Source organism: Tautonia plasticadhaerens, assembly GCF_007752535.1.
Lineage (GTDB): Bacteria > Planctomycetota > Planctomycetia > Isosphaerales > Isosphaeraceae > Tautonia > Tautonia plasticadhaerens.
On record NZ_CP036426.1, the window covers coordinates 2,996,717 to 3,008,898 of the forward strand.

General features: G+C 73.2%; 9 protein-coding genes and 1 tRNA gene. 6 read left to right on the forward strand and 4 right to left on the reverse strand.

Going from position 1 to position 12,182, the window contains the following annotated elements; translation table 11 throughout:
* Positions 1-25 precede the first annotated feature (25 nt).
* Positions 26-107: transfer RNA gene (locus tag ElP_RS11680), tRNA-Leu, on the reverse strand.
* A gap of 110 nt (positions 108-217) precedes the next feature.
* On the opposite strand from ElP_RS11680, the gene ElP_RS11685 reads away from it, so the two are divergent.
* Positions 218-1,915: an FAD-dependent oxidoreductase gene (locus ElP_RS11685; protein WP_145269443.1), complete on the forward strand. Its 1,698-nt coding sequence runs from the start codon at positions 218-220 to the stop codon at positions 1,913-1,915.
* Between the two features lie 398 nt (positions 1,916-2,313).
* Here the strand turns inward: ElP_RS11685 and ElP_RS11690 are convergent, their stop codons facing one another.
* Complete coding sequence (locus tag ElP_RS11690) at positions 2,314-3,492, reverse strand: site-2 protease family protein (protein ID WP_145269445.1); 1,179 nt, start codon at positions 3,490-3,492, stop codon at positions 2,314-2,316.
* Positions 3,493-3,798: 306 nt separating this feature from the next.
* On the opposite strand from ElP_RS11690, the gene ElP_RS11695 reads away from it, so the two are divergent.
* Positions 3,799-4,650: a sugar phosphate isomerase/epimerase family protein gene (locus ElP_RS11695; RefSeq protein ID WP_231749674.1), complete on the forward strand. Its 852-nt coding sequence runs from the start codon at positions 3,799-3,801 to the stop codon at positions 4,648-4,650.
* A 274-nt stretch (positions 4,651-4,924) separates the two neighbouring features.
* Positions 4,925-5,404 (forward strand): BON domain-containing protein, encoded by a 480-nt coding sequence (locus ElP_RS11700; RefSeq protein ID WP_145269448.1) that lies wholly within the window; start codon positions 4,925-4,927, stop codon positions 5,402-5,404.
* A gap of 431 nt (positions 5,405-5,835) precedes the next feature.
* Here ElP_RS11700 and ElP_RS11705 read toward each other — a convergent pair whose 3' ends face one another.
* Complete coding sequence (locus ElP_RS11705) at positions 5,836-6,210, reverse strand: ArsR/SmtB family transcription factor (protein WP_145269450.1); 375 nt, start codon at positions 6,208-6,210, stop codon at positions 5,836-5,838.
* Between the two features lie 383 nt (positions 6,211-6,593).
* On the opposite strand from ElP_RS11705, the gene csrA reads away from it, so the two are divergent.
* Positions 6,594-6,848: a carbon storage regulator CsrA gene (gene csrA / locus ElP_RS40605; RefSeq protein WP_145269452.1), complete on the forward strand. Its 255-nt coding sequence runs from the start codon at positions 6,594-6,596 to the stop codon at positions 6,846-6,848.
* 118 nt (positions 6,849-6,966) lie between these two features.
* Complete coding sequence (thrC, locus tag ElP_RS11715; RefSeq protein WP_145269454.1) at positions 6,967-8,412, forward strand: threonine synthase; 1,446 nt, start codon at positions 6,967-6,969, stop codon at positions 8,410-8,412.
* A gap of 81 nt (positions 8,413-8,493) precedes the next feature.
* Here the strand turns inward: thrC and ElP_RS11720 are convergent, their stop codons facing one another.
* Positions 8,494-11,115 (reverse strand): MMPL family transporter, encoded by a 2,622-nt coding sequence (locus ElP_RS11720; RefSeq protein WP_197446910.1) that lies wholly within the window; start codon positions 11,113-11,115, stop codon positions 8,494-8,496.
* 259 nt (positions 11,116-11,374) lie between these two features.
* On the opposite strand from ElP_RS11720, the gene dapB reads away from it, so the two are divergent.
* A complete protein-coding gene (dapB, locus tag ElP_RS11725) occupies positions 11,375-12,178 on the forward strand; it encodes a 4-hydroxy-tetrahydrodipicolinate reductase (protein WP_145269458.1) in 804 nt (267 codons plus the stop codon).
* Positions 12,179-12,182 lie beyond the last annotated feature (4 nt).

Here is a 12,182-nt window from a genome sequence, read left to right on the forward strand (position 1 = left end):
CGACGGGCCCGACTCGGACGGCAAATGCGAGAGGAGGGACTCGAACCCTCACGCCTTTCGGCTCAGGAACCTAAATCCTGCGCGTCTACCAGTTCCGCCACTCTCGCAAGGATTTACGACGAATCACCGGGTCGTCGACCTGGATTTTCGGGCCGTGCTTCAGTGTAATCTCCCCGACGATCCGGGTCCATCGCCTTTGACGCCGAGAACCGATGCCATGCGCCGACGCCGCTTCCTGACCGATAGCACTGCCGGGCTCGCCGCGATGATGGCGGCCACCTGGGGACGGCCGATCGCCTCGGCGGCCTCGTACCGGGGCCGGGAGCTCGGGGCCGACGTGGCGGTGATCGGCGGGGGGCTCGGGGGATGCGCGGCGGCGCTAGCGGCCCTGCGGGCGGGGAGGTCGGTGGTGATGACCGAGGTCACCGACTGGGTCGGCGGCCAGCTCACCAGCCAGGCCGTGCCGCCGGACGAGCACCCCTGGATCGAGCAGTTCGGCCGGAACGAGTCGTATGCGGAGTTACGCCGTCGCACCCGGGATTACTACCGGAAGAACTACCCGCTGACGGCCGAGGCGAGGGATCGGGCCCACCTCGACCCGGGCAACGGCTCGGTCTCGGCCCTCTGCGCCGAGCCGAGGGCATTCCTGGCGGCCCTGACGGCGATGCTCGCGCCGTATGCCTCCGCCGGGAGGCTGACCCTGCTGCTGGAGCACCTCCCGGTGGCGGCCGAGGTCGAGGGGGACCGGGTCCGGTCGGTGACCGTCCGGGACCTGGCCACGGGGGACGATCGGGTGGTGGTCGCCCCGTACATCCTGGATGCGACCGAGCTGGGGGACCTCCTGGAGCTGGCCGGGGTCGAGCACGTGGTCGGCTTCGAGTCGAGGTCGAGCACCGGAGACCGGTCGGCGCCCGAGGAGGCCGAGCCGCTCAACCAGCAGGCGATCACCGTCTGCTTCCCGATGGAGCACCGCCCCGGCGAGGACCACACGATCGACCGCCCCGAGGGGTACGAATTCTGGCGCGATTACGTCCCCGGGCTGTCGCCGCCCTGGTCCGGGCCGCTCTTGAGCCTGACCTACAGCAACCCGAGGACGCTGGAGCCCCGGACGCTCTCGTTCGACCCGACCGGCGACGCCTCGGGCTGGTGGACCTATCGCCGCGTCCTCGACCTGGAGAACTTCCGGCCGGGCGCCTTCGAGGGCTCCGGCGGGGTGACGATCGTCAACTGGCCGCAGAACGACTACCTTCCCGGCCCGCTCGTGGGGGTGTCGGCCGAGGAGGCGGCGGGACACGTCGACCGGGGGAAGCAACTGAGCCTGGCGCTGCTCTACTGGCTCCAGGCCGAGTGCCCGAGGCCCGACGGCGGGGTCGGCTGGCCGGGCCTGAGGCTGAGGCCGGACCTGGTGGGCACGAGCGACGGGCTGGCCAAGTCCCCCTACATCCGGGAGTCGCGACGGATCGAGGCCGAGTTCACGGTCCTGGAGCGGCACGTCGGCGTCGAGGCCAGGAGGGAGGCCGAGGGGGAGGTCCCGGACGAGGCGACCTTCCCGGACAGCGTGGGGGTGGGCAGCTACCGGATCGACCTGCACCCGAGCACGGGGGGGGACAACTACATCGACGTGGGGTCCCTGCCGTTCGAGATCCCGCTCGGCGCGCTCATCCCGAGGCGGGTCGAGAACCTGCTGCCCGCCTGCAAGAACCCGGGGACGACGCACGTCACCAACGGTTGCTACCGGCTGCACCCGGTCGAGTGGGCCATCGGCGAGGCGGCCGGTGCGCTGGCCGCCTTCTGCCTCGACCGGGGCCTTTCTCCCCGACAGGTCCGCAACACCCCGGAGCGGCTCCGGGAATTCCAGGCCGCGCTGACCCGGCAGGGGGCCGAGATCCACTGGCCGAGGGCCCGGCCGCGCTGATCGGCTCCCGAACTGCCTCGATCGAGCCGAGTGGCCCGGGAGGCTGAACCGTCGGGTTGGCCGGAGTTGAGCGGGATCCGAGTGATAAGGGCACGTCGATGACTCCCGCCCATTGCCGCGACGAGACGGCCGACCGCCCGTCGGAGCCCTGGCCGCCCCCTCGATGGGCCCTCCGTCCCCCTCTCCCCGCAAGCGGGGAGAGGGTTGGGGTGAGGGGTCTTCGAGTGGTCGCGGGGCCTTGCGATCCCTCCGAGCCCCCCTCACCCGGGCTTCGCCCACCCTCTCCCCCGGGGACGGGGGCGAGGGTCGGATCGGACGATCGGCACCCGGCATCCGTCGGCGGCCCCAGTCAGTGATCAGGTCAGTCCGGTCGCCCGGCGGCCGGGAGTTGGCTCGGCTCAGGCCCGGGCGGCGGGGTCGGGCCGACCGGACTCGAAGGGGAGGGGCACCGGGGCGCGTGCCTCCGGGGCCTGGGAGCCCTGCAGCGCGGTCCGGACCATGATGAACTCGCCGATGTTCTCCAGGGTCAGCAGGCCGATCGGCCGCTGGAGGCCGTCGACGACCTGGAGGCAGGGGCCCTCGCCCTCCCGGAGCCGGGCCAGGGCAGGGACGATCGGGGCGTCGACCTCGATGGTGCCCAGCTTCGGCCGGGAGAAGTCGGAGACCCGGCCGTCCCGGCCGGCCTTCGAGAGGCCGTCCATCAGGCTCGACCGGGTCAGGACGCCGACCGGCTTCTGGCGGTCGGCGTCCTCGACCACGGGGAAGTCCTGCTGCGACCCGGCCAGCAGCAGGCTCGCGGCGTGGCCGAGCGAGTCGTCGGGGGCGAGCGTGTGGTACTCGGTGAGCATCGCGTCCCGGATCCGGGCCCCCTGGAGGTTCACCCGCTCCTCGACCTGCCGGGCCTCGGCCTCGGCGCCGATCCAGACGAACAGGGCGATCAGCAGCAGGAACGGGTTGGAGACCAGCCCGAGGAAGCCGAAGCCGATGGCCAGGGACTGGCCGATCGTCGCGGCCAGGCGGGTGGCCCGGGCGTAGGGCATGGCCATCGCCAGCAGGGCCCGGAGGACCCGGCCGCCGTCCATCGGGAAGGCCGGGATGAGGTTGAAGAGGACGAGGAAGACGTTGATGAACGCCAGGGTGGCGAACGGGTTGTCGTCGGGGTCGAAGAGATTGACGCTGGGGATCATGTCGGCCAGGTCGTTGCGGGAGAGCAGCAGGCCGCCGACCAGGACCGCCGCGATCACCACGTTCACCGCCGGGCCGGCCAGGGCGACGAGCAGCTCCTGGCCGGGCTTCTCCGGGATCCGTTGGAGGCGGGCGACGCCGCCGATGGGGAGCAGGGTGATGTCGGCCGTCGGCACGCCGAAGCGCCGGGCCATCAGGGCGTGGCCCAGCTCGTGGAGCACGACGCAGCCGAAGACGGCGACGACCATCAGCACCGCCCGGAGGGCCGCGCCGAGGTCCTCCCCGCTGACGGCATAGGCCCGGACGCCGATGAACGCCAGCAGGATCAGGAAGGTCCAGTGGACGAACAGCGGGATGCCCGCCAGCCTGCCGAGCTTGATGGACCAGGACATTCGGTTGCGAGCTCCTCGATGCGATCGTCGGCCGGGGCGTCCGGGCCCCGTCCCCCGGCCGACACCCGGCCGCATCGGGAGGCTCCCCGCCCGTCCCTAGCGTACACGTTCGGGCAAGGCGGATCCGCCGGTGACCCGGCGGATCCGCCCGGGGCCGGGGCGCCTCGGGGCGGGGGGATGCCGACGGGGGGCGGGCGATGGTATGAATGGGGCGAACGTCAGGGGGCGACGGCCGTCGTCGCCCCGCCCCCGACCCGACCCGAAATCCAATCCCGCCCGACCCGACCCAACCTGCGAGGTGCCGCCGTGCCGAGTGCCGAATCGTCCCACCTGAGCTTGGGGGTGTGCAGCTGGAGCCTCCAGGTGACGAGCATCCCGGAATTGAACCGGCTGCTGGCCGAGCTGGGGGTGAAGGCGACCCAGATCGCCTGCGGGGATCCGCACCACGCGGCCTGGGACGAGGGGGACGCCATGCCCCGGGCGGCCCGGGAGGCCGACTTCGTCATGACCGGGGCCATGCTCGGCTTCCCCGGGGAGGATTACACGACCCCCCAGACGATCAAGGAGACCGGCGGCTTCGGCCCCGTCCCCCTCAGGCGGGAGCGGATGGACCGGCTCCGGTGGGCCCTGGGGCGGACCGAGGACCTCGGCCTCTCCGACCTGATGCTCCACGCCGGGTTCATCCCCGAGCCCGGCCAACCCGACCGCGACGCCTTCCTCGACACCCTCCGGGAGGCCGGCCGCCTCGCCGCCGAGCAGGGGATCACGCTCGCTTTCGAGACCGGCCAGGAGCCGGCCGAGCTGCTCCGGGCGACCCTCGACGAGCTGGCCTCCCCCAGCCTGAAGGTCAACTTCGACCCGGCCAACATGCTGCTCTACGACATGGGGGACCCGATCAAGGCCGTCGAGCTGCTCGGCCCCGACATCCGGAGCGTCCACCTCAAGGACGCGAGGCGCCCCACCACGCCCGGCCACTGGGGGGAGGAGGTGCCGCTCGGCCGGGGGGAGGTGGACTTCCCCCGGTTCCTCGCCGCCCTGAAGTCGATCGGCTTCGACGGCCCGATGCTGATCGAGCGCGAGGTGGGCGACCAGCCGGCCCGGATCCGGGACATCGACCACGGCCTGGCGTTCGTGAAGCACCTGCTGGCGAATTCCTGACGGGGGGCCCCGGCGGCCTCGGGTCGTCCGGGCCCCTCGCCGGGAGCCCCGCCACCGTCCCGGGCCCCGACCACGGTGCCCGAGGCGACCGGACCCTCCCCCGGCCCGGGGGACGCGGGACGGCTGCCCTCGGTCATGCGTCCTGGGCCAGTCGCCGGCCCCGATCCGCCCGGTCGGGGCTCGGCGCGCGGCTTGCACCGCGGATCTCCCCGATGACGGGCGGCCCCGGCCCCGCGAACGATCGCGGCGCCGGGCCGTCGAGGAGGGACCGCCGATGCGTACTCGAATCGATCGCCGAAGGCTCAAGGTGGCCGCCCCCCTGCTCGCAATCGGGCTGGCGGCGGCGGCCCTCGGGCCCGGGCCGCCCGCGATGGGACGGCCACAGGAGGGCGAAGGGGCGGGAGAGCGGGTCGGATCCCGCGTCGACGACCTCTTCAATTCGCTCCGGAAGAACTTCGAGGGCCTCTCGGAGGACGTCCGACGACGGTTCGCCGAGGCCCAGCAGCGGGTGGAGGGGCTGGGGGTCGAGGCCCGGGTCTACAGCCGGATCCGCTGGGACAAGGCGCTCACCGACTCCGAGATCGCCGTGGAGATCCGGGAGGGGGACCTCGCCGTGCTGCACGGCACGGTGGCCGACGCCGAGTTGAGGCGCAAGGCCGTCCGACTGGCGGTGGAGACCGTCGGCGTCGAGCGGGTCCAGGACCTCTTGACCGTCCCCGACGCGCCGGAGCCGGCCCCGACGGCCCAACCCTGACCAATCCGATCACGCCCGAACCTCAGGCCGATTCGCACGGGAGCCGGCCCCCCGGACGGCGAGGCCGGGGCGGCGAGACGCATGCCCCGGTGCCGGGACACGCCCGGCGGGTCACCGGCCGAGACGAGCCGCGACGGCCCCGGGCCGTCCCCCGGACGTCCGGGGGCCGGACGCCGAGCCGATCCGCCCGGCCCGGATCGGCTCGGAGATCACGAGAACGGCGCGCGAGGGTAGCCGGTCGCCCTGGCCGGGTTCTCGGCCTGGATGCGGCTTGCCCCGGCCCGGTCCGGGGGGACGTCCTGGACGCCTGTCGGGGGATCGGCCCCGCTCCGGGAGAGGGGGAAAGGGGCCCGTTCGGATTCGGGGTCGAGGGCGGGACTCCGGGACGACCGCGGTCCGGTCGGCCGGCCGGCCGGAGGGGTCGGGTCGGCTCAGACGATGGCGTCGATGATCCGGGAGAGCTCCCGGCCGCCGTCGGTGAGGTAGTAGTAGTTGTGCTTGCCCATGCGCCGGGGCTCGATGAGCCGGCCGTGGCGGAGCAGGGCGAGGTGGTGGCTGACGGCCGGCTGGCTGGTGGAGCCGAGGTCGGCGCACAGCTCGGAGACGTTGCGCTCCTTCTCGGTCAGGAGCATCAGCACCTGCAGCCGGGTCGGGTCGGAGACCTGCTTGAGCAGCTCCGCGGCCTGCCGGACGCTGGCCGAGGGGCCCTTGCCCCGCTTGGGGGCCGGTCGTCGGGTCGCGGCGGCGGTGGCCGCCGGCTTGGTCGCGGGGCGCGCCTTGGTCGCGGTGGTCGACTTTGCAGCCATGGAGAAACCGGGATCCTCTGGGAAGGGGAGGGGCCGCCGACCGGGGTCGATCGGGGGCCGTGAAGGCGGAAGGCGCGTGGGGCATTCCTCCGTAATTATACGTAGTATACCGATCGGTCAAGTTGATCTCGCCTGACGACCGCCGAAGTCGCCGGTCACAGGGGTGGGGACCGGTCGTAAGCCTTCCGGAGCACGCGTGATCGCTCGCTCGAAGACGAGCAAGGTCGATGCGGTCGCCGGACCGGTCCGCGCCGCTCGTCCGCGCCGGGCCCGGGGCGATCGGCCCGGGGACCGGCCTTGAATCGGATCAGGCGTACACTATAATCCGTCCGGCCCGGATGGAAGGCCCGCACCGACCCCGAGGACGCAGGAGGTCCCGCACCATGTTGGTCTTGAGCCGCAAGATCGGGGAACGGATTCGGATCGGCGACGACGTGGTCCTGACGGTGGTCCGGATCCACGGGGACAAGGTCCGGCTGGGGATCGAGGCGCCCGAGTCGGTGGCGATCCACCGGGAGGAGGTCTACCGCCGGCTGCTCCGGGAGCCGGGGGCCGGGGGCGAGGCCCCTCGGGGGGGCGGGGAGGGGGGGGGGCCCGAGGGCGATCCGTCCTTGTCGGCCGGCCGAGCCGCCCGGTAGAGTGGGAGTCCCGGCGCCCTCCGAGACGGCCGGACGGGTCGACCGGGCCGATGGGCCCGGCCGACCGGGTCGGGGGCCGTCTCGTGGCCGGCCGGACCGCCACGCCGCGAGGACCGCGATGCCCGCCCACGCCCCTTCCCCGGCCCGGATCACCGACACCGACCTGGCCTTCCAGCGCTGCATCAACCCCAGCTGCGCCGCCACCCTCCCCGTCGATCGGGCGGTCTTCTCCTGCCCGGACTGCGGCGACCTGCTGGACGTCGTCTACGACTGGGACCGCCTGCCCGTGCCGTCCCGGCTGGCCGACTTCGAGGCGAAGTGGTCCCGGAGGCTGGACCCGCTGTGCTTCTCCGGCGTCTGGCGGTTCTACGACCTGTTGCCGTTCGCCCCGAAGGACCGGATCGTCACCATCGGCGAGGGCCAGACGCTGCTGCGCCCCTCGGACCTGGCGGCGCGATACGTGGGCGTCGACGACGGCAACCTGCTGCTGCAATACGAGGGGATGAACCCCTCGGGCAGCTTCAAGGACAACGGGATGACCGCCGCCTTCTCGCACGCGAGGATGGTCGGCGCCCGCCGGGTGGCCTGCGCCAGCACGGGGAACACCTCGGCGTCGCTGGCGGTCTTCTGCTCGGCCACGGACTTCGGCTTCAAGGCGATCATCTTCATCGGCTCGGGGAAGATCGCCTACGGCAAGCTCTCCCAGGCGCTGGACCACGGGGCGCTGACGATCCAGATCGTCGGCGACTTCGACGACGCCCTGATGCGGGTCCGGGAGGTGTCCGACCGGCTGGGCATCTACCTGATGAACTCGGTGAATCCCTTCCGCCTGGAGGGGCAGAAGTCGATCATGTTCCGGGTGCTGGAGGCGATGGCCTGGGAGGTGCCCGACTGGATCGTCGTGCCCGGGGGGAACCTGGGCAATTCGTCGGCCTTCGGCAAGGCGTTCCAGGAGCTGAAGTACCTGGGCCTGATCGACCGGATCCCCCGGCTGGCGGTGATCAACGCCGCCGGGGCGCAGACCCTGGACCAGCTGGTCGGCACGCACCGGATGGCCTGGAACAGCGGCCTGCCGGACGAGTCGATCTCCAAGGCGTACTACGACCGGCTGGACCTGGAGCACATCCGGGCCTCGACGATCGCCTCGGCGATCGAGATCAACCGGCCGGTGAACCTGAAGAAGTGCCTGCGGGCGCTGGACGTCTGCGACGGCGTGGTCCGGCAGGTCTCCGACCAGGAGATCATGGACGCCAAGGCCCGGGTGGGCGCCGGGGGGCTCGGGTGCGAGCCCGCCTCGGCGGCGAGCGTGGCGGGGGCGAAGCGGCTGAGGGAGGAGGGGATCATCGCCCCGGGCGACCGGGTCGTCTGCATCCTCACCGGCCACCAGCTGAAGGACCCGAACGCGACGGTCGCCTACCACTCCTCCGACCGCGAGGAGTTCGACCGGGTGCTCGGCTCCCGGGGCGTGAAGCGGGCCGGGTTCGCCAACCGGCCGGTCGTCGTCCCCAACGAGCTGGACGCGATCATCCGGACCATCGGGCTGTATTCCGACCCCTCGGCCTGACCCGACCGATCGGGAGGCCCCGGGGCCGGGGCCGAGGCCGGGGCGCCCGGGTCGGCGGCCACCGACCCGGGCGATCCGGGATCACTCCGCCGCCGCCCCGGCGGGCTGCTCGACGGCGGGCCGGTGGTCGGGCCGGCCGCCGAGCAGGCGGCCGAGCCGGCCGAGCCGGCCGCCGTGGATCAGGATCAGGTACGACGGCACGAGCAGGGGCCGGATGAAGAAGGTGTCCAGCAGGACGCCGAAGACCAGCGCGAAGCCGAGCTGGTCCAGGCTCGACAGCGTCCCCCCCCAGATCAACGCGGCGAACGTGCCGGCCATGATCACGCCGCAGCCGGAGATGATGCCGCCGGTCTTCGACAGCCCGGCCAGCACCCCCGGCACCGGCCCGAGCCTCTCCTGCTCCTCGTCGACCCGGGCGACGAGGAAGACGTTATAGTCGGCGCCGACCGCCATGAGCAGCGTGAACAGGAAGACGGGCACGGTCCAGTCGATGCCGTCGTAGCCGGGCCCCTCGATCGCCCGGAAGACGAGGATCGTCACGCCGAGCGTCACGAGGTAGCCCAGCAGGACCGTGCCGACGAGGTAGAGCGACACGGCCAGCCGGCGCAGCAGCACGACCAGCACCAGCGTCACCCCGGCGGTCGCGTACAGGTAAATCCGACGGCGGTCGACCCGGGAGACGTCCCGGAGGTCTCGGAGGCTGGCCGAGGGGCCGGCGACGGCCACCTCGGCGCCCGAGAGGCCCTCGGGGAGGGCCTCGACGACGGCCTCCCGGAGCCGGGAGACCCCGTCGAGGGCGGAGTCGCCGAAGGGGTCGTAGGAGGGCACGACGACCAGCCGGGTGGCGTCCCGGTGCCCGTCGGGGCCGCCGACGTACTCGGAGACGGCCCGCTCGCGGAGGGCGGCCATCGCCTGCTCCGACGGGGCGCCGGGGACCAGGGCGTCGGTCGCGCCGACCATGAGGTTGCCGATCGCCCGGCCGAGGCCGGGCTCCCGCTGCCGCTCCCGACGCTCGGCCTCCTGCTGCTCGGGGGTGAGGGACTCGCCGAAGCCGTCGGCCACGCTGCGGAGACCGGCCAGCCCCAGCTCGTCCTTGCGGGCGAGGATCCCGTCGGAGAGGCGGTCGACCAGGGCGATCCCCTCGTCCGAGGAGAAGTCGACCCCCTCGGCCCGGAGGACCACCGTGAGGGGGCCGGCCAGCCCGGCGGGGAAGTGCTCCTCCAGCAGCCCCACGGCCGAGACGCTGGCGGCGTCGCCGGGGATCTCCGACATCGGCGCGTAGCTCAGCTCGTCGCGATGCCGGGCGCCGAAGGCCGCGAAGGGGAGCATCGCCGCCAGCGACGCGGCCCAGATCAGGCCCGGCCGCCTCGTCAGGCCGCCGCCGAGCCGGCGCCAGATCCCGGCCAGGGGGTCGACCCGCCCGGCCCGGGAGGGCCAGGCCGCGATGTGCCCCAGGATCAGCAGCAGGGCCGGCGTCACCGTCAGCGAGGCGAGGAGCATGACGAACAGGCCGAAGGGGATCGTGAACCCGGCCCGGGAGAACATGCCGAAGTCGGCGAACAGGAGCGTGCCGATGGCGACAATCGCCGTCCCGGCGCTGATCGTGACGGCCAGGCCGACCCGGCCGATCGCCTCGACCATCGCCTCCCGGGGCGGGACGCCCTCCCCCAGCCGCTCCCGGTACCGGGAGATCAGGAACAGGCTGTAGTCGATGCCGGCCCCATAGACGAGGACCGTCGTGTACACGTCCAGGCTCTCGAACAGCTCGATCCACCCGGCCCGGGCCATCAGGGCGAGCAGGGAGAGCGTCACCTGCATGGCGACGAAGACGGTGACCACCTGGACGAGGGCCAGCAGCGGGGCCCGGTGGACGGCCAGCAGCAGCAGGAGCACCCACCAGATGGTCCATCGCTCGATCACCCGGGCGCTGACGTCCTCCCGGGCGTTGATGTCGTGGCCGACCACGGCGCTTCCCGTGACGGCCAGTTCCAGGCCCCGGGGCGCGTCCCCGCCCCGGCGCAGGCGGTCGACCAGGGCCCGGGCCGGCTCGACGACCAGCCGGTTGGAGCGGTCCATGAAGCTGGAGCCCAGCTCGATCTGGACGATCGTCGCCCGGCCGTCCTCGCTGACGAGCACCGGCCGCTCGACGTCGTTGGCCAGCGACCGGATGCGGATGACCTCCGGCCGCTCCCCCTCGCCCGGTCCCGGAGTCGCGTCGGGGAGGGCCCGGGGCCCTCGGGCCTCGCCCGGGGCGGCGTCTTCCCCGGCGTCGGGCTCGGCGTCGGCGTCGGTCTCGGGCTCCTCGGGCATGGCGTCGGCGTCGGCGTCGGGCTCACCGGCATGCCGGCCGTCGTCGACCAGCGGGTCGGGCCGGGGCCCGGGGCCGAGGTCGGCCGCGATTTGTTCCAGGCCGGGGACGAGCCGGTCCCGGAGGAACGCCTCGTCCTCGGGGCCGAGCGGCCGGTCGGGCCGGCGGGCGAGGATGACGATGGCGCTGTCGGACTGGCCGTCGGGGAAGGCGAGGCGCATCAGGTCCTCGGCCCTCCGGCTCGGCAACTCGTCAGGGAGGAACTGGAAGACCCCGTCGTCGGCCACCTCGTCCCAGTCCGGGGCGAGCCGCCATCCCGCCGCGAAGACGGCCGCCCAGGCGAGCAGCCAGAGCGGCCAGGTCCTCGTCACGACGATCCCGATCATCCGGAACATGCGGTGCCTCGATCCGTCAGGCCCCCGCCCGGCCGGACGGCCGGGGGGCGGGCCGATGCCCTGCGTTCGCGTCCTGCCGGCTCCGGCGCCGCCGCCGGGCCCGTCGCGGCCCGCCGCCTGCCGAGCGATTCCCGTGCCGCCGAGGTGGATGGGCCGACGGCCCTCGGCTATCATGGGGCGGCGTCGGGCCGGGGGCCCCCGGCCGAGGCCGACAAATCAACAAAACTACATTTGAACCCCCCGAAGGAGGCGTCCCACCGTGAGTCGCGGACCCCTGGGCGTCGCCATGCACGGCGCCACCGGCCGGATGGGCCTCCGGATCATCCAGCTCATCGCCGAGGCCGAGGACCTGGCCCTCTCCGCCGCGATCGAGCGGCCGGGGCACGCCCGAATGGGGGAGGACGTCGGGCCGATCGCCGGCCTGGGGCCGGTCGGCATGCCGCTGGTCGACCGGATCGACGGGCCGATCGACGTGCTCATCGACTTCTCGGCGCCGGGGGCGTCGCTGGCGATCGCGTCGAGCTGCGCCGAGCGGGGGATCCCCCTGGTCGTGGGCACGACGGGGTTCGAGCCGGGGCAGCGGGCCGAGCTGGACCGGCTGACCGACCGGATCCCGATCCTGGTGGCGTCGAACTTCAGCAAGGCCGTGAACCTGCTGATGCATCTGGTCGGCGAGGCGAGCCGGGTGCTGGGCGATTCGGCCGACATCGAGGTCGTCGAGCGTCACCACCGGTTCAAGAAGGACGCGCCGAGCGGGACGGCCCTGAGGCTGGCCGAGGTGGCGGCGGAGGCGATCGGCACCGATCGATTCGTGCACGGCCGGCACGGCCAGGTCGGCGAGCGTCCGGCCGGCGAGATCGGCCTGCATGCGCTCCGCACCGGCGACAACCCGGGCGAGCACACCGTCGTCTTCGGCCTGATGGGGGAGTGCCTGGAGCTGTCGCACCGGGCCTTGAACCGGGACGGCTTCGCCCGGGGGGCGCTGGACGCGGCGCGGTTCCTCGCCGGCAAGCCGCCGGGCCGGTACTCGATGGAGGACCTGCTGCGGCTCGGCCGGGGCTGAACGG

What these genes read in the sequence shown, in the direction of transcription:
- ElP_RS11685 (WP_145269443.1), top strand. Translation starts at nt 218, where the DNA reads ATGCGCCGACGCCGCTTCCTGACCGATAGCACTGCCGGGCTCGCCGCG.
- ElP_RS11690 (WP_145269445.1), bottom strand. Translation starts at nt 3,492, where the DNA reads ATGTCCTGGTCCATCAAGCTCGGCAGGCTGGCGGGCATCCCGCTGTTC.
- ElP_RS11700 (WP_145269448.1), top strand. Translation starts at nt 4,925, where the DNA reads ATGCGTACTCGAATCGATCGCCGAAGGCTCAAGGTGGCCGCCCCCCTG.
- ElP_RS11705 (WP_145269450.1), bottom strand. Translation starts at nt 6,210, where the DNA reads ATGGCTGCAAAGTCGACCACCGCGACCAAGGCGCGCCCCGCGACCAAG.
- csrA (WP_145269452.1), top strand. Translation starts at nt 6,594, where the DNA reads ATGTTGGTCTTGAGCCGCAAGATCGGGGAACGGATTCGGATCGGCGAC.
- thrC (WP_145269454.1), top strand. Translation starts at nt 6,967, where the DNA reads ATGCCCGCCCACGCCCCTTCCCCGGCCCGGATCACCGACACCGACCTG.
- ElP_RS11720 (WP_197446910.1), bottom strand. Translation starts at nt 11,115, where the DNA reads ATGTTCCGGATGATCGGGATCGTCGTGACGAGGACCTGGCCGCTCTGG.